This is a genomic window from Thiomicrorhabdus sediminis, from assembly GCF_005885815.1.
GTDB lineage: Bacteria > Pseudomonadota > Gammaproteobacteria > Thiomicrospirales > Thiomicrospiraceae > Thiomicrorhabdus > Thiomicrorhabdus sediminis.
The window spans coordinates 204,852-222,437 of record NZ_CP040602.1 but is presented as its reverse complement, the minus strand read 5'-3'; the positions used below and the strand labels follow the sequence as shown (position 1 = coordinate 222,437).

The window sequence follows — 17,586 nt, the reverse complement described above, 5'->3', positions numbered from 1 at the left end:
CGCGCAACATTTCTTTGCTCATTTACCGGAACCCAAATGACACCTAAACACCTGTTTGAACTGTTTATTTTATCGGCTCTGTGGGGCGGTTCGTTTTTGTTTATGCGTATTGCCGCACCGGAATTCGGCTCTTTTGAACTGGCTTCCCTGCACATTATTATCGGCGGTTTGGTGTTACTGCCGATTTTTGTCTGGATGGGGCGCAAATTCTTCGCGACTTTAGCGCGCCCGCAACAAACCCAAACATTGAAAAACATGGCATTGGTTGGCTTTGGCAATATGGTGATTCCGTTTAGTTTATTTACCTATGCGGCGTTGCATATCGAAGCCGGACTGATGTCGATTGTAAATGCGACCACACCTTTATGGGGTGCGGCGATTGGCGCTTTATTATTTGCCCACCGACTACCAGCCATTGCCTGGTTCGGCTTATTGATCGGTTTTATCGGTGTGATAGTGGTCACCAGCCATCAACTGATCGACGGGATGAGCGTTGAATTGCTTGCAATACTGGCTGTCGTCGGCGCCACCTTATGTTATGGCATTTTCACCAATTACAGTAAAAAGCACCTGATTGGTATTCCACCTCTGCTGGTAGCATCGGGCACCTTATTAACGGGTGGTTTGATGATGCTGCCGGTGGCGCTGTGGTTCGGCATCAATGACGACATTTCACTTAGAGCCTGGCTGAGCGTCTTGGCTTTAGGCGGTTTGAGCACCGGCTTTGCCTTTATCCTGTTTTTCCGTCTGCTCGAACAAACCCGTCCCAGCCACGCCATGCTGGTGACTTATCTGGTGCCAATCTTCGGCGTATTATTCGGCAATGTGTTTTTGGATGAAAGCTTTTATATCAATATGCTATTTGGTGGACTGCTGATTCTTACCGGAGTGATGCTGACAGCTGGACTCATCGGCCAGCGCAGCAGTAAATAAGCTAATCTATGCAACAAGCCATTCCATAAACCCCTGTTCTGCGCTATGCTTTATGGTATCAACCTTAACTATTAAGAGCGTCATGAAAAACCTACTATTAAAACTGTTTTCCCCTATTCTTACCCCGCTGGAAAACTCGGAGGGCGATTATCAATATGCACCTAGCCATCGCACCGTACTGAAAATCATGGGGATCTTGTTTTTGATTGTTGCCGGCGTGACCTTATATTTTTCGCTCAAAATTGACCAGATGGCCGGTCTTTTCCCGATGGTTCTATTCGGTGGTATCGGTTTGATTTGTTTAGGTGTCGCCTATTTAGGCAGTGACAAGGCCGTGGCCAAAATCTGGCGTAACCGCAACTAATCACGCTTCATGAATAACACTAATGACAACCTGTTGGATCAGGTCGATTCCCTTTTGCCGCTAATCAGGCAAGATGCCCATATAGCCGCACAACAAGGCCATTTAACCGATGCAGTGCTGGATGGTTTATTCGATTTACGGCTGTTTCGCCTGTTTATTGCCCGCGCCTATAATGGACAAGGCGCCGATCTGCCGAGCGCCTTGAGAATCTTTGAAAAAATCGCCTCGGCGGATGGCGCCACCGGCTGGCTGGTGATGATTGGTGCTGGTGGCGGTTTGTTTTCCGGTTTTATTGAAAAAGACGCCGCAGCACAGATCTTCACCCCGGAAAAAGCCGTCATTGCCGGTTCAGGATCGCCGTTAGGGTCTGCTCAAACCATTGCCGATCAATATCGCGTTTCCGGTCGTTGGCCTTATGCCAGTGGCGCTTATCACGCCACTTGGTTTACCGCGAACTGCCAGCTCGATAAGGAGCCTGACAAGATTATTTCCATCGCGGTTGCCAAAGAGCATGTCACCATCCACGACACCTGGTCGGTAATGGGCATGCAAGCCACCGGCAGCCATGATTTCAGTATCGAACCGACAAGCATTGATAAAAGCTATAGCTTTAATTTATTTGCTGAACCGCTAATTGATGAACCGATCTTTTATTGCCCGTTGCTGAGCCTTGCCCATTTGACCTTTGCCAGCGTGGCCTTGGGCATCGCTAGCAATGCCTTGAGACTGTTCGCTGAATTTTCCCAACAGAAAGGGACCTTCACACAAGCCGATACCAAGCAAGCCTATCATCAAGCCATGCAAAGTTTTTCACAAAGTCAGCAAGCCTTTTATCACACAGCCGATAAGAGCTGGCAGGCGTTAGTAACGCATCGCAATTTGGATGAGGCATTAGTTAAAGAGGTTGAGCAGGTTTGTCTGGATGCGGTCCACAATTGCTTGCATGCGATAGACACGCTGAAAACTCATGTCGGCATGCTCGTGGTGTTTAATGATTCTGAATTTGGTCGCGCCTGGCGAGACCTACATGTATTGAGCCAGCACGCCTTACTGAAAAAAACCGCTCGCCAATAAATCTTAACGGTTAACCGAATTAGGCGGTGGTATTGATATGATTGCCCAAATTCGCCGGCAACCCCTGGGTTGTTGGCGTTTGCGGTAACGAATTGATTAACATCATCGCATTCTGTGCCTGTGTATCCAACGCTTTTTTGAACATTGCCACACTGGCATCACCCTCTGCGTAAACCTGTTTTTGCGCCAATGCCGCACTGACAGCACCGGCTGCCGATACACCGGAAATATCCATTTCTTACTACCTCGATTCGGATTGTCTCGATATAGCTTAACGACCAACTTTCTAAAAACTTGAAATAATTTTACAGACTTATCAAATATATAAGCATTTATTAATATAAGTTTAGTTAATTTGGCTATCGCTAATTTTACGAGTAATTTCTTATGGTTAATTTAACGTATCCCAGAACATGCTTATTAATGGCGATAAAATTATTTTATGGAGACAGCAAAAAAGCCTTTTTGACTTAATCCGCGCTTAACTAGACAATACGCGGAAAATCTAAGGGTAAATAATCTATGGAAATCACAGTTTGGGCCGGATGGTTGAGCGGCATCGCCATCGGGCTTTTCGTCATCCTTCATTTTTGGCTAATCGGTAAGCCTGCCGGCTGTTCGACCGGTTACGGCAATGTGTGCGGTTATCTTTGCAAGAATATGCGCTACTTCAAAGAAGGCGAATACAAAAACCTGAACAACATCAAGCTGTGGTTCCTGATCGGTATTCCGCTGGGTGGGTTGATTAGCGGACTGACTTCGGAACAGCCTTGGCACCTGAGTTTCGATATGGGCATGTACGATGAAATCTTGCCGCAATCGGCCGCCGCCAAAGCGATCTGGCTGACATTCGGCGGCATGCTTTTAGGTTTCGGCGCGCGCCTTGCCGGCGCCTGCACGACCGGTCATGCTTTGGTTGGCGGTGCCATGCTCAATCCGCCGAGCCTACTTGCCGGCGTGGTGTTCTTTATGAGCGCGATGATTACCACTCACCTGCTATTTGGCACCTAAAGCGCGTTGGATTCAACGTCAGGAAAAAGAGAATACAAAATGCAAAAAGTCGACAACCAAATTTCTGTTGAGAGCGCAAAAAAGCCTTTATTGGGTCGTTACCAAACGCCGGTATTAGGGATTTTATTGGGAGCCACCTTTGGCTTTTTAATGAGTAAAGCCGGCGCGACCACCTTTGATTATCACGCCAAGATGTTCCTGTTTATTGATTTTCAATTAATGGAAGTGATTCTTACCGCTGTGGTGGTGGCGATGGCCGGTGTCATGCTGTTGAGACGTTTTCAGGTAACCGCCTTAACAACTGGCAGCGTGGTCGACTTCGTTAAAAAACCTTATCAGCAAGGTTTGATTGCCGGTGCCTTTTTATTTGGTGTCGGCTGGGCGATGACGGCGTCTTGCCCGGGAACCGTTCCGGCAATGCTTGGTGAAGGTAAAATCAGTGCGGTCTTTACCTTTATCGGCCTGTTACTCGGCACCATGGCCTATGGCGTACTGCAAACCTATATCGCCAACGACCGCTGCATCAACAACGCCTTTAAAGATTAAGCCAATCCGTTGACAATGTGCTTGTCATCCTTAAATGACAAGCCGTTGATTCCAAAGCACAAACACTTTTGATATTGTCGACAAAGCACAAAAAAGCCATTGCGACATTCGCTTGCTTGATCGGCTCAACCGATTTATATTGTCATAAAAACTATAAATTCCTTTAAATTTCATTATAATACCCTCTTTTTTCATCCTCTTAGCGGGATTCCAAAGACGTCAGCTTGCCTCAAACAACACAAGCGTCACAGCTAATACCTAGTATTCGGCGCATCGCTAAGACACAGCACACTATATAGAGAGTCATGTCCATGAGTACGGATAACATTCGCAATATCGCCATTATTGCCCACGTTGACCACGGTAAAACCACCCTAGTTGACCAATTACTACAACAATCAGGTACATTCGACGACGTTCGTAAAGACCTTGGCGACCGTGTCATGGACTCCAACGACTTGGAAAAAGAACGTGGAATTACCATCCTGTCGAAAAACACCGCGGTAACCTGGAACAACTACCGTATCAATATCGTGGATACTCCGGGACACGCTGACTTTGGTGGTGAAGTAGAACGTATCCTATCGATGGTTGACTCGGTATTGCTATTGGTTGACTCGGTTGAGGGACCAATGCCGCAAACGCGTTTCGTAACAGAAAAGGCGCTTCAGCAAGGTCTTAAGCCGATTGTGGTTATCAACAAAATCGACCGTCCCGGCGCGCGTCCTGACTGGGTACTGGATCAGACTTTCGACCTATTCGACCGTCTGGGAGCGACTGACGAGCAGATGGATTTCGACGTACTTTACGCTTCAGGTCTAAACGGTTTTGCCGGTCACGATGAAGATATCCGTGAAGGTGACATGCAGCCGGTATTCGAAACGATCGTAGAAAAAGTACCGGCGCCAGACGTCGATCTTGAAGGTCCTTTCCAGTTGCAGTGTATCTCTCTGGATTACGATAACTATAAAGGGGTTATCGGGACTGGGCGTATCAAGCGTGGTACAGCGAAAGTCGGTATGCAGGTGACGATTGTTGATTCGCAAGGTAAAGAGCGTAAAGGTAAGATCGGTGAAATCTTCGGTTACATGGGGCTTGAGCGTATCAACGTTGAAGAAGCTCACGCCGGTGACATTATCGCTTTCTCTGGTCTGGATCCACTAAACATCTCTGATACTTTATGTGATGTTAACAATCCTGAAGCGCTACCAGTTCTAACTGTTGACGAGCCGACGGTTAGCATGACATTCCAGGTTAACGACTCTCCATTCGTTGGTCAGGACGGTAAGCTACTGACTTCTCGTCAGATTCGTGAGCGTTTGGATAAAGAACTGCTAACTAACGTCGCACTTCGTGTTGAAGACACGGATGACGCGAACCGTTTCCGTGTATCGGGTCGTGGTGAACTTCACCTTTCTGTATTGATCGAAACCATGCGTCGTGAAGGTTTTGAAATGGGTATCTCTCGTCCGGAAGTTATCTTCCGTGAAGTTGACGGTGAAATTCAAGAGCCTTACGAAAACCTAACGGTTGATGTGCCAGAAGATGCTCAGGGTAGTATTATGGAAAAACTGGGCATGCGTAAAGCGGAAATGCAGGACATGGTTCCAGACGGGCACGGTCGTGTACGTATCGACTTTATTATCCCGTCTCGTGGTTTGATCGGCTTCCGTACTGAATTCATGACCGCAACTCAGGGTGAAGGTCTGATCTTCTCAAGCTTCTCACATTACGGTCCTAAGTTCTCTGGTACTTTGGGTGAGCGTAACAACGGTGTATTGATCTCTATCGGTCAAGGTAAAGCATTGGCGTTTGCTCTATTCAACCTACAGGAACGTGGTCGTCTATATATCGGCCACGGTGAAGAGGTTTATGAAGGTATGATTATCGGTCTGCATAGCCGTGCCAACGACTTGGGCGTTAACCCACTTAAAGGTAAGCAGCTGACCAATATGCGTGCCTCAGGTACTGATGAGGCTTTGATTCTGACTCCACCAATCCGTTTCTCTCTGGAACAGGCATTGGAATTCATTGATGATGACGAGTTGGTTGAAGTAACGCCGCAAAGCATTCGTATCCGTAAGAAACTACTTACTGAAAACGAGCGTAAACGTGCCGGTCGTGCCGGCAAGTAATCTCGCCAGCAACTGATAAAAACCGACCCTGAAGTGATTTCTCGGTCGGTTTTTTTGTGCCTAAAAAAACTTTGCAGTACACTGGTACGAATGATTACGCGTATTTACAAATAAGAGCATAATAACGTGAATATACCACCTTCCAGTCTTTATCCTGCATGTACGCCCTATGCACAACACAGCTTGCAAGTGGACAGCATCCATAGCTTGCATATCGAAGAGTGCGGCAACCCCGAGGGCATTCCGGTACTATTTATTCATGGTGGCCCTGGTGGCGGCTATGCGCCGATACATCGCCAATTTTTCAACCCTGAAGCTTATCGTATCGTACTCTTCGACCAGCGCGGTTGCGGTAAATCACATCCGCACGCCTGCCTGACCAATAACACCACCGCGCATTTGATTGAAGACATCGAAAAAATTCGCCGTCATCTACAAATCGATCAATGGCTACTGTTTGGTGGCTCTTGGGGATCAACCCTATCGCTACTTTATGCACAAGCCTACCCGGAACGGGTTTTGGGCATGGTGTTGCGTGGTATTTTCCTGTGCCGCCAACAAGATGTCGACTGGTTCTATCAGCAAGGTGCCGACCGTTTTTATCCGGAATACTGGCAAGACTATATTGAACCGGTGGATGAAGAGAAACGCGGCAATATGATTGAAGCCTATCACGAGATATTGACCAGTGATAACGAGGTGGCGCGAATGCGTGCCGCCGAAGCCTGGTCGATTTGGGAGGGCCGGACTTCGACACTGCGAACCGATGACGATATCGTCAGTCATTTTGGCGACCCGTCGCACGCTTTGGCGATGGCACGCATTGAATGTCATTACTTCTTCCATGAATCCTTTATCGAGCAGAATCAGATTCTCGCCAACTGCGATACCATCAAACATATTCCAACCACGATTATTCATGGTCGTTACGATATGGTCTGCCCGATCAATCAGGCATTCGATCTCAAAGAGCAGTTGCCTGAGGCGCAGATGGTTATCTGCAACCATTCCGGCCATTCGGCCTTTGAAGCCGAGATCACCTTGGCTTTGGTGAGCGCTACCGATGAATTTATCGAGATCATAAAAAACTCATGATTTGCTTAATCCAACGAGCTAAAAATGGTAAGGTCAAGGTCGACAACCAAATTATCGGCGAGATCGAACACGGTCTGGTTGTCTTAGTCGGCTTTCAGCCCGCTGACACTTCCCGGACTCTGGAAAAAATGCGTCATAAACTTCTCCACTACCGTGTCTTTGCCGATGAAAACGATAGGATGAACCTCAATGTGCAACAGGCGAAAGGTGGCGTCTTATTGGTTCCGCAGTTTACCTTGGCGGCCAATACTAAAAGCGGGCTACGCCCAAGCTTTTCGGATTCGGCGCCACCGAGTCAGGCCAGTCCATTGTTTGATGAGTTCGTCAACTTATGCAGACAAAGCTATGACAAGGTCGCAACCGGTGAATTCGGTGCCAATATGCAGGTCAGCCTGACTAATGACGGCCCGGTAACTTTCTGGTTAGAAATATAAATTAGGCAAATTGTGAATAATCAGCTACTTTTTATCGATCTTAATCGAGACCATGCGAGTGATGCCGAAGTCGAACTTGGCCAACTGATAGGTCAGCAGCTTGTCGAATGCGGCTATCAGGTTAAAAGCTGCCACTCGGCGCAATCGGCGTTTGCGGAGTTTATCAATGATCGCCCCGATGCGGTATTGATCAATCATCGCGCCGAGGCGAAAAAACTACTGCAATTAATCGATGCCATCAGTCACTACGAATACGATCTGATCACACCGATTATCGTTCTGTTTGCAGAAACGGATTGCGCCGATATAGAAGGAATCAACCTCCGACAGGCGATGCAACACCCGGCGATCAATGATGCGATTATGGCACCGATCACCTTGGAGCTGCTCCAACAGCGCCTCGCCTTTATCTTGAAACATGCCGCGCAAGTCACCGATTTAAGTCAGCAAATCGAGCAAGCCGATTTCAGCCAACAGTTGGCACGGCTCGGTTCATGGCAATGGTCGGCGAACAACGATATTATTCAAGCCGATAGCATGGCATTCGAGTTAATGAATTTGCCGCCGCAAAGCAGCAGTGATAAGAACACCTTTTTTGCCAATATCCAACAGCAGGATCAAAACCTGCTTGAACAGGCCATTGTTGATGCCCAACATGGTAAAAAACAGATTGATTTCAGCTTTCGTGTCAAACATTACCACAACAAAGTTTTACATATCGAATGCCTGGCCAAAGCAAATTTCGATGAACAGCAAAAATTGATCGGTTTAAACGGCACACTGCAAGATATCAGCAACCTGCATATCAGCCACGAACTGGTTGATTACCAGTCGCATTTCGACACCCTCACCGAGCTCCCCAATAGACAATATTTCAGTGAACTGCTGCAACAGCATTTGCAGGAACAGCCCAAGTTGTCAACGGCGGTGGTGGTTCTCGATATCGACCGTTTCCAGCAGTTCAACAATGAAATAGGCAATCTACAGAGTGACAAATTGCTGCAAACGCTGGCTCAACGCCTTGGCAAAATCATTCGTGAAGGTGATATAGCCGCGCGTCTGGGCAGCAATGAATTCGCCATTCTTGCCGGCAACTTCAATAACCTCGATGAACTCGGCCTGTTTATGGCTCGCTTGTTTGCCGATATCAATGCGCCGTTTATTGTTGAGAAACAAGAGAAGCTGATTAGCTACAGTTTAGGTGTCTCTTTGGTTCCTGAAGATGCACATAATGCCGAAGACGCCCTAAACCATGCCAACCTGGCTTGTAGCCAGGCAAAACAACAAGGCGGCAACCGCTACGAGTTTTATCATGCCGACATGAAACTGAATACCGAAAACATTCTGCAACTGGAAATGGATTTACGCCGCGCCTTGGAACGAGAAGAGCTGGAGCTTTACTATCAACCACAGGTTGATGCCTTAAGCCTGAAACCGGTTGGGGCCGAAGCGTTGATTCGCTGGAACCACGCGACGCAAGGCTTGATCTCACCCGCTTCTTTTATTCCGCTTGCCGAGGCCACCGGATTAATCGAAGCCTTGGGTGACTATGCTTTGAATCAGGCCATCAAGCAAACCGCCGAATGGCATAAACAAGGCCATCAAATCACTATCGGCATCAACCTTTCCTCGAAGCAGTTCAATCAGCATACCCTGATCGGTCAAATCCAGCATGCCATTGAAAAAAATGGTTTGGCAAGCCAATATATCGATTTGGAGATTACCGAAACCCTGGCAATGAATGATGCCGAGCATAATATCGCCATTCTCAATGGCCTCAAGGCGCTTGGCGTGAAACTGTCGATTGATGATTTCGGCACGGGTTATTCCTCGCTATCCTATCTGCATCGTTTTCCGGTTGATCACCTCAAGATTGACCGCGCCTTTGTGCAAAACCTTGATTTAGAAACCGGGCAAAGCCTAGCACGCACCATTCTCGCTATGGCGCAAAGCCTACAATTAACGGTGATTGCGGAAGGCATTGAAAACACGACCCAAGAATCCTTTCTGCAAAAGCATGGTTGCCAAATCCTGCAGGGTTACAAATATGGAAAACCAATGCAAAAAGAGGCTTTTTCCGATTGGCTAAACCACTATAATAGGCAAATTGATTTATAAGTACGACACCTGCCGGGATTGGCACCATGCATTTAGACACCGACAATTTAAACGCTCTTCAAGCCGTGATTGGTGAGCAAATTAACGAATTGCTGCAAATCTATCTTGATAGTACACCGCTTTATCTGCAACAAATCCAAAACAGTCTGGATGCACTGGATTTCGACAATTTGCAGCATGCCGCCCATACCCTAAAGGGGAGCGCAGGCAATATCGGCGCTGCGGATCTGGCCGATTTTTGCCAGCAACTGGAACAGCAGGCAAAAAATCAACAAAGCTGCGCCTTAGCTAGCGCCATTGAAAAACTGGCACAAGAAGCGGTGCTGGTCGAACATGAGATTCACGCCTTTTTAGGCAAAACAAGCCAATAGGAAACGCGATGCAATACCAAGTGACTGAGGACGAGAAGCGTCAAGCGAAAATACCTCACCATCTATTCAATATCAACGTGATTATCACTCACCTGTTTATTTCCATGATCGTGCTGGAAATTGGGCAGACCTGGCAACTGCTGTTGGTTCCGCTTATTTCCAGTACCGTTATTTTCTATTTGTTCAAGCGCCAACAGCGTTCCGTTAAGGAGGATAGCTGGTTTGTAGCGTCCCACTGGTTTATGGCCTGGCGCCGCGGACGCGTCTTACTGTTCAGTTATGCGGTTGCTTTGGCGATGGTAGGCCTCTATTTCCTTTTCAATACCCTCTTCCCCGGCGGTTTGAGCATGAATGACTTCTCAACCGAAGGTACCCAAACAGCGCTAGGCGAGATCATCACCTTGCGTTTTGCCGCAGTGGTGATTTTTGTCGCTGTACTGATTACCTTTATGCAAACCGGGATTGCCGTCTATGATGCGGGTAACGGCATCTCCAACCCGAATGTGGCGAAGTTCATCCCACGTGATGACTCCGCCAATGCCGAACTGCCAGAAAACCCAACAGGTGAATCTTAATGACTGCCAACAAAACACGTAAATCACTGCCGATGTTTTGGATTTTATTGCTCGGCAGCATGCCGATATTGGCCTTTATGTTATGGCTTCAACCTGAAAGAGCACCACTTGATCAAAAGACATTGCCATGGAATGCCTATTATGACGATAGTGGACAATTGCATGCCCTAGGTCTGCAAATCGGTAAATCTACTCTACAGGATGCGGTTGACCTATATGGCAAGGACGTCGAGGTCAAACTGTTTTCTGAAGCCGATGAAAGCAACAAAAGTGTCGAGGCGTTCTTTCCGGTGATGTATATCGGTTCAATCAAGGCAGGGCTGGCATTGCGTTTGAACGCTAGTGTCGAACACATCGAACAAGCCTACAGCAAGGGTAAAAAGACCCAGTTGACCAGCTCTGGCGCGCGTGAAGTGGAACTTTACAGTGAAGAGGTCAAAAGCTTCCTTAACAGCACCATCCACAGCGTCACTCTAGTGCCGCGAAAAAACCTCGATCAGGTTTCCATCAGCAAACGCTTTGGTGAACCTGACCGCAAGATCAAACAGGATGATGGTCTGGAACATTGGTTCTTCAACAAACTTGGACTGGAGATGATTATCGACCCTGAAGGCCCAGAAGCTCTGCAGTACGTACAGAGCCCGGCGTAGAATTTTCAGCCATACACAAAAAAGCCGGTTTTAAACCGGCTTTTTTATTTATATGAATTTTTCACTCATCAGGATTTAGTTTTGTCCTTCTCTATTGGCGTATCCGCTTCAATATCTGCCTGCTCTTTAGCGACATCCTGGCTAGGCTTGTCCTCTTCAAACTCCTCATCCATCAGGATACGGTTGGCCTGACCATCCATATCATCGAAATGACCGTTTTTTGCCATCCAGATAAATGCCACCACAACCAATAGCCCAGCAATCAAAACCATCGGTATTAAGCCATAAATTACGTCCATAAAGTGCCCCTGAGTAGTTTTCCGTCTATTTTACTAACCAACACCATCTAGCGGTTTATTGTTTGTTGGCGTGCCTTAATCGCCGTCGGACTAAAAAAGCTACGAATACGCGCGGCGTTGCCGATTACCACCAAGCTGCTTAACGGCATGGTAATTGCGGCAATCAGCGGTGTCAGCATACCGGTGACCGCAAGCGGAACCATAATGATATTATAAGCAATCGAACTGGCGATATTCTGCTTGATGGTTTTCAATGTTTTCGCCGACAAGGCTACCGCGGTGTCGACCGACAGTATCTCGTTATTCATCAAAACGATATCGGCGCTTTCCATCGATACATCGGTACCTGAGCCAAGTGCAATACCGACATCGGCACGAACCAAGGCCGGGGCGTCGTTAACGCCGTCACCGACCATGGCGACAGTAGAACCTTTCTGCTGAAGCTGGGCAATGACCTGGTTTTTATCATCCGGCAGGACTTCGGCAATCACATCCATCCCACCCAGCTGATCGGCCACACGCTGTGCCACCACCGCCAAGTCACCGCTTAGCATGGTGACCTGTTTGCCCTGCGCTTTGAGGCGTGCAATCAGTTCAACCGCATCCTGCCTGATCTCATCCTCTAAAAACAAGACACCTAGTACAACGGATTGTTTGGCAATCCAAATCGCGGTGCGCCCCTGTTCCGCCTGTACTTGAGCATGAGTCAAAAAGGCCTGATTCAAGCTAATACCTTGATCCGCTAACCAATTGGCGGTCCCGATTTGATAGAGCTCTTGATTGATTTCACCCTGCACCCCTTTACCAGCAACAATCTTAAACTGCTCAACTGTTTGCCACTCTCCACTCTTCAAATCAAAACGCTGTTGAATGGCTTGAGCAATCGCTCTGCCCAGGCTATGCTCGGACAAATGTTCAATTGAGCCAATCGCTTTCAGCAGGGCCTGTTTATCGATATTATCGGCATAAACTTCATCCGCGATATGCATCTGCCCTTTGGTCAAGGTTCCCGTCTTATCGAAAACAAAGTGGTCCACCGCGTGCAGCAGTTCAAGCACCGTACCGTTTTTCACCAGAATACCGTGCCTTGCCGACACACCAGATGCCACCGCTATCGCCATAGGCGTTGCCAGCCCAAATGCACAAGGACAAGTGATGATCAGCACTGCAGTCGCGGTAATAACGGCAAACTCCAGATCGGCGTTCATTAACCAGTAGGCGAAGCTACCTGCCGCCAACGATAAAGTCGCGGTGACGAAATACGGCATGATTTTATCGGCGGTGCACTGAATAGGTGCCTTCGAACCTTGTGCTTCTTCCACCATATGAACGATTTTACCTAACTGGGTATCTTGCAGAATCGATTCGACACGAACCAATAGATGCCCATCGACATTGATGGTGCCGGCGGCAACCAATGAATCGATTTCCTTGGTTACTTCACGCGACTCACCGCTGAGCATGGATTCATCAACCCGGCTTTCACCGCGAACCACCACACCATCGACCGGCATTTTCTCACCTGGCTTGACGATAATCACATCGCCTTTTAACAAGGTTCTTACCGGTACGACCTGCTCTTCATCGCCTACTTGTTTACGCGCCACCTTAGGCTGCAACTGCATTAAACGGCGCGATGAATCTATCGCTTTATTTTTAGATATCGCTTCAAGATAACGGCCAATCAGCAACAGGAACATAAAATCGATCAAGGTATCGAAATAGACATTACCAGGGTGTTCCGGGTTAATTGTCACCCAGCAGGAATAGAGATAGGTGGTCATCATCCCCAAGCTTATGGAGATATCCATACCGACGGATTTTGATTTTATCGATGTCCAGGCACCTTTAAAGAAGGGTTGTCCTGAATAGCCAAGAGTAATGGTGGCGATAATCAATTCCAACCAGTGGAAGTAGTGACGGTATTCCGGATCTTGATCGGCACCGGCGTAAAGGGCCACCGAGAACCACATAACGTTCATCATCGCAAAACCGGCAAACCCTAACCGGTAAAGCAGGTCGCGATTCGCTTGTCGATAAGCTTGTTCCGAGGCTGAAGGGTCATAAGGTGTGGCGTCATAGCCGATTGCATTGAGCTTTTTGATGATTTCCGACAGTTTGATACGACTGTTATCCCAGCGTACCTTTATCTGTTTATTGGTGAAATTCACTCGACCCAGCAATACGCCATCGATTTTCGCCAAAGTATGTTCGATCAACCAAACACAGGCGGCACAATGGATTGCTTCGGACATAAGCGTAATCTCACGCTTATCGCTGAGCTCATTGACATACTGCTCCTGCACTTCATCATAGTCGAAAAACTCGATGTCCTTGTTGGGTGCCGGAGGCGGAGACAGCAATTCGCCATCAGGGGTGCGTTTATAGAAACTTTGCAATCCGGCCTCATGAATCACTTCACAAACCGATGCACAGCCCTGACAACAAAACGATTGTTGCTGATTCTGGATTGGCCGAAGTACCAGGTCTTTTTCAGGAATCGCCTGAGCGCAATGATAACAATTTAGCGGCGAATTCATTCTGGATCTTGAACCATAATTGATCGACCGACATTAAAACGGATATCACCTTTGGTGACTTCCATAATCAGGTCCCACTTACCTTTTTTAGGCAAGGCGAAGGTCTGCTGGTATTGACCGACACCGTCCATTGCCTGCAATTCGACATGACCATCCAATTTACGATCCGATGGTCGATAGTAGTATAGAATCGCACTATCAACTGCTAACGCATTATCTTCCTTATCCAACACTTGCAAGGCGATAGTGTCTTGCTTGGCTTCACTTAATACCGGCAAGTCTATTTCTAATTGCCAGCCGATCTGTTCCATACGTTTTTGCTCGGCAAGAATTTCATCCATACGCTTGCCTTGATCATAATAGTCTTCAATGACCAAACCAGGATTGGTGACAATCGCCATACTAACCATAAAAAAATTAACCGTTAGCACGATGACAAGAATCGCCACCCAAAAAATGACAAACGGATTTTTCCACGCCACACTCCAATCTCGGCGATCTGGTTTGTCCTGACTCATGCATTTCTCCTGATTTAATCAATAAAAAAGCCCTTAATGGGCTTTAATTTAAGTAGCGCTATTATAGCCTGAGTTTGCGTTAGCGGCTAAATTGTTAATCCTGCAAACTCAAGCTTCAATAGTATAGTCAATATCACTTCAAGCTAATATAACCGCTACCTTAACGCGGTTCCGGACTAAAGAACGTTGTATCGTACGTAGTCTTAACCTGTGGGTTATCCAAATCCTGTACATAAACAGTTAAAGGTGTACTGCTGGACTGCAACAGTTTCTGTTTGATTTTAACGAACAAGGTGGTTGAGGCGACATTACCGGCTTGTACTTCAATCACTTCATCGGCTCGATCTATACGATATTCCAATCCATCAACCCCGCCGACATGCAATACGGCACGCATAGGTTCATTCGATTTATTGACCACCTTGATAGTCCATTTATTTTGGATACTGCCGTCACTCATCTTGACGAATAAAGGGGAGCGCTCGTGTAACGCTTTGACATCAATCGGCGACATGGTGGTTAAACCGTAGATAATCATCGCTGCGGCAAACAGCATAATCGAACTGTACACAATCACCCGTGGACGCTTATATATTGCAGGCATTGATTTATGAGCAAACTCGGCCAAGGATGCATAACGGATTAAACCGCGTGGTTTTTTGATCTTATCCATAACCGAATCACAGGCATCGATACATAAACCGCAAGTGATACAACCAAACTGTTGACCGCGTCGAATATCGACCCCGGTCGGACATACCGCAACACATAAATTACAGTCGATACAATCGCCGAGTTCTTCGACTGGCTCTCCCGGTTTGGCTCGTTTGATACGGCCTCGCGGCTCACCACGTTCAACATCGTATGTCGGCACAACGGTTTGGGTATCGATCATCGCGCCCTGTATACGCGCATAGGGGCAAAAACCGATACAAGTCTGTTCACGCAATATTCCGGCAAAGAAAAAAGTCGTTACCGTCAAGGTAATAATAATTGTCGATTCATAAGTACCCAGTTCAAAACGAAACAGGCGACCCCAGAGGTCATAGACATCGACAAAATAGGCGACAAAACTAAAGCCTGTTAGAAAGGCGATAAGCAGCCAGGCCCCCCATTTAGGTAACTTGGTTCTCAACTTAGTGAAAGACCACCCTGTCTTATCCAATTGCATGCGTTTGTTTGGCTGACCTTCGAATTTCTCTTCTAGCCAGGTAAACACATCCGTCCATACGGTATGAAAACAAAAATAACCACACCACATACGCCCGGCAATTGCAGTACTGGCAGCAAGCAGCAATGCAAAAAACAGCAATATCATTGCCAACACCCAGATATCCTGTGGCAGGATTGTCAGATTCAGAATATGAAACTGTCTGTTTTCCATATCGAACAAAAAGGCTTGATGACCATCCCAGCGCAGATACGAAAAGGTAAAGAATATTAACCAGAATGAGGCGGCAATCCATTTCAGGTTACGGAATTTACCGCCAATGCGCTTGGCATGCACGGTTCCTTCGGTATGAATAGGTAACAGCTCCACCCCAATGCTTTGCAGGGTTTTGTTATCCATATCCTTATCCTCGAATACAGAGGTATTCGGGCCATGTTGATGATGCTCAGACTGATTCTCAGACATTTACTGCAATTCCTCTATTAAAACTCTGTTTGCACGCTATTCTAGCCGATTGATAGAGACTTACGAGCCAAATAAATTTATTAATACCCATAAACAAAAATAGGCCGGTTAAGGCCTATTCTTGTTTATGAAAACTAATGGGTATTAGCTATCTTTGTTCTCGTCTTTTTCAAGACCTTCCATACCACGGAAAGCTTTGATACCAAATGCAGCAAAAGCAATGATACTGACTACTACAGATGCCAATGAAACCCATAGTACCCAATCGCTGTTTAATTCATTCATGACTTTCTCCATTTATTTAAATCATGTTTGAAAAGGAGAACCGCGGCTCTCCTTTAATATCAATAACCCGACCCTTAATGGCTGATTATTGACCACCACCTAAAGCGTGAACATAGACAGCTAGACGCTTGATGTTTACCTCTGCATCAGGCAGACGTTCTTTAAACGCAGGCATTACAGCTTGACGAGTGCCTTCAACATACTGACCGTTTTTCTTAACGTTTACACCGTTGGCGATAACGTTGCGAATCTCAGCGCGATCAGATGAAAAACGCCATACCTGGTCAGTCAAGTTAGCCGCACCAGCAGGAGCCAATGGCTTACCGGCAGGACCGTGACAAGCCAGACACATACCTTTTGCATAAACCGCTTTACCAGCAGCAACAGAAGCGTCGCCACCTTTACCTTCAGATAAGGCGATAACATAATCGGTTACCTGATCGATTTCTTCATCGGTTAGGTTACCCATCATACCGCGAGCTGGCATATTACCAATACGACCATTTGAGATAGACGCTTTGATCTGGTTGATATTACCACCCCATAGCCAATCATCATCAGCCAATACTGGGAAGTTAGGGTTACCTGCACCACCGGCACCGTGACAAGCGGCACAGTAGTCACCGAACAGTACTTTTGAAGTTGCTACCGCATAAGACTTTAGCTCTTCATCTTTAATGATTTCCGCTACTGACATTGAAGCAAGCTTTTCTTCTTTATCAGCAAACTTGGCATCACGCCAATCATTCAACACTTTAAAGTCGTCATTATATTCGTTGATCTGTGTCCAACCGGCAACACCTTTGGTGCTTCCGCCTAACTCATCCGTTAACGGAATGGTTGGGTAATACAACGCGTAGAAAACGATCATGATGAACCCCGCATAGAAAGACAGCATCCACCACAGTGGTGGCGGGTTATCTAACTCACGAATATCTTCATCCCAAATATGACCAGTATTTCCTTCATCTGGCCATGGATTATGATGTGCCATAATTTACT

19 protein-coding genes are annotated in these 17,586 nt (G+C 46.9%); 12 read left to right on the top strand and 7 right to left on the bottom strand.

Annotation, left to right across the window (positions count from 1 at the left end; translation table 11 throughout):
- Window positions 1–36 precede the first annotated feature (36 nt).
- The 3 genes from FE785_RS00960 to FE785_RS00950 all read left to right on the top strand — a co-directional run bounded on the left by FE785_RS00960 (window position 37) and on the right by FE785_RS00950 (window position 2,371).
- Window positions 37–933 carry a DMT family transporter gene (locus tag FE785_RS00960; RefSeq protein WP_138563521.1) on the top strand — a complete coding sequence of 299 codons (897 nt, stop codon included), beginning with the start codon at window positions 37–39 and terminating at the stop codon, window positions 931–933.
- A gap of 82 nt (window positions 934–1,015) precedes the next feature.
- Complete coding sequence (locus FE785_RS00955; RefSeq protein ID WP_138563519.1) at window positions 1,016–1,297, top strand: hypothetical protein; 282 nt, start codon at window positions 1,016–1,018, stop codon at window positions 1,295–1,297.
- A gap of 9 nt (window positions 1,298–1,306) precedes the next feature.
- Window positions 1,307–2,371 carry an acyl-CoA dehydrogenase family protein gene (locus tag FE785_RS00950; protein WP_138563517.1) on the top strand — a complete coding sequence of 355 codons (1,065 nt, stop codon included), beginning with the start codon at window positions 1,307–1,309 and terminating at the stop codon, window positions 2,369–2,371.
- Between the two features lie 19 nt (window positions 2,372–2,390).
- On the opposite strand, the gene FE785_RS00945 is transcribed toward FE785_RS00950, so the two are convergent.
- A complete protein-coding gene (locus tag FE785_RS00945) occupies window positions 2,391–2,606 on the bottom strand; it encodes a YjfB family protein (protein WP_138563515.1) in 216 nt (71 codons plus the stop codon).
- Window positions 2,607–2,893: 287 nt separating this feature from the next.
- Between FE785_RS00945 and FE785_RS00940 the strand changes: the two genes are divergently transcribed.
- The 9 genes from FE785_RS00940 to FE785_RS00900 all read left to right on the top strand — a co-directional run bounded on the left by FE785_RS00940 (window position 2,894) and on the right by FE785_RS00900 (window position 11,306).
- Window positions 2,894–3,382: a YeeE/YedE family protein gene (locus FE785_RS00940; protein WP_138563513.1), complete on the top strand. Its 489-nt coding sequence runs from the start codon at window positions 2,894–2,896 to the stop codon at window positions 3,380–3,382.
- 39 nt (window positions 3,383–3,421) lie between these two features.
- Complete coding sequence (locus FE785_RS00935; protein WP_138563511.1) at window positions 3,422–3,928, top strand: YeeE/YedE thiosulfate transporter family protein; 507 nt, start codon at window positions 3,422–3,424, stop codon at window positions 3,926–3,928.
- Between the two features lie 311 nt (window positions 3,929–4,239).
- Complete coding sequence (gene typA, locus FE785_RS00930; protein ID WP_138563509.1) at window positions 4,240–6,063, top strand: translational GTPase TypA; 1,824 nt, start codon at window positions 4,240–4,242, stop codon at window positions 6,061–6,063.
- 126 nt (window positions 6,064–6,189) lie between these two features.
- Complete coding sequence (pip, locus tag FE785_RS00925; RefSeq protein ID WP_420856744.1) at window positions 6,190–7,158, top strand: prolyl aminopeptidase; 969 nt, start codon at window positions 6,190–6,192, stop codon at window positions 7,156–7,158.
- Complete coding sequence (gene dtd / locus FE785_RS00920) at window positions 7,155–7,592, top strand: D-aminoacyl-tRNA deacylase (RefSeq protein WP_138563507.1); 438 nt, start codon at window positions 7,155–7,157, stop codon at window positions 7,590–7,592. The genes pip and dtd overlap by 4 nt, the downstream gene beginning before the upstream one ends.
- 12 nt (window positions 7,593–7,604) lie before the next feature.
- Entirely contained in the window at window positions 7,605–9,710 is a 2,106-nt protein-coding gene (locus FE785_RS00915; protein WP_138563505.1) for a putative bifunctional diguanylate cyclase/phosphodiesterase, read from the top strand.
- 26 nt (window positions 9,711–9,736) lie between these two features.
- Entirely contained in the window at window positions 9,737–10,081 is a 345-nt protein-coding gene (locus FE785_RS00910; RefSeq protein ID WP_138563503.1) for an Hpt domain-containing protein, read from the top strand.
- Window positions 10,082–10,089: 8 nt separating this feature from the next.
- Window positions 10,090–10,656 carry a hypothetical protein gene (locus FE785_RS00905; RefSeq protein ID WP_138563501.1) on the top strand — a complete coding sequence of 189 codons (567 nt, stop codon included), beginning with the start codon at window positions 10,090–10,092 and terminating at the stop codon, window positions 10,654–10,656.
- Entirely contained in the window at window positions 10,656–11,306 is a 651-nt protein-coding gene (locus FE785_RS00900; protein WP_138563499.1) for a hypothetical protein, read from the top strand. The genes FE785_RS00905 and FE785_RS00900 overlap by 1 nt, the downstream gene beginning before the upstream one ends.
- Before the next feature lie 68 nt (window positions 11,307–11,374).
- On the opposite strand, the gene ccoS is transcribed toward FE785_RS00900, so the two are convergent.
- The 6 genes from ccoS to ccoP form a co-directional block, all read right to left on the bottom strand.
- The gene (ccoS, locus tag FE785_RS00895) at window positions 11,375–11,605 is read right to left on the bottom strand and encodes a cbb3-type cytochrome oxidase assembly protein CcoS (RefSeq protein WP_138563497.1); all 231 of its coding nucleotides are present in this window, start codon (window positions 11,603–11,605) and stop codon (window positions 11,375–11,377) included.
- Window positions 11,606–11,652: 47 nt separating this feature from the next.
- Window positions 11,653–14,145: a heavy metal translocating P-type ATPase gene (locus FE785_RS00890; RefSeq protein ID WP_138563495.1), complete on the bottom strand. Its 2,493-nt coding sequence runs from the start codon at window positions 14,143–14,145 to the stop codon at window positions 11,653–11,655.
- Window positions 14,142–14,663, bottom strand: a complete 522-nt coding sequence (locus tag FE785_RS00885; RefSeq protein ID WP_138563493.1) for a FixH family protein — start codon at window positions 14,661–14,663, stop codon at window positions 14,142–14,144. The genes FE785_RS00890 and FE785_RS00885 overlap by 4 nt, the downstream gene beginning before the upstream one ends.
- Window positions 14,664–14,823: 160 nt before the next feature.
- The gene (gene ccoG, locus FE785_RS00880; protein ID WP_138563491.1) at window positions 14,824–16,299 is read right to left on the bottom strand and encodes a cytochrome c oxidase accessory protein CcoG; all 1,476 of its coding nucleotides are present in this window, start codon (window positions 16,297–16,299) and stop codon (window positions 14,824–14,826) included.
- Between the two features lie 144 nt (window positions 16,300–16,443).
- Complete coding sequence (locus FE785_RS10795; protein ID WP_168188886.1) at window positions 16,444–16,584, bottom strand: hypothetical protein; 141 nt, start codon at window positions 16,582–16,584, stop codon at window positions 16,444–16,446.
- A gap of 85 nt (window positions 16,585–16,669) precedes the next feature.
- Entirely contained in the window at window positions 16,670–17,578 is a 909-nt protein-coding gene (gene ccoP / locus FE785_RS00875) for a cytochrome-c oxidase, cbb3-type subunit III (RefSeq protein WP_138563489.1), read from the bottom strand.
- Window positions 17,579–17,586: the final 8 nt, after the last annotated feature.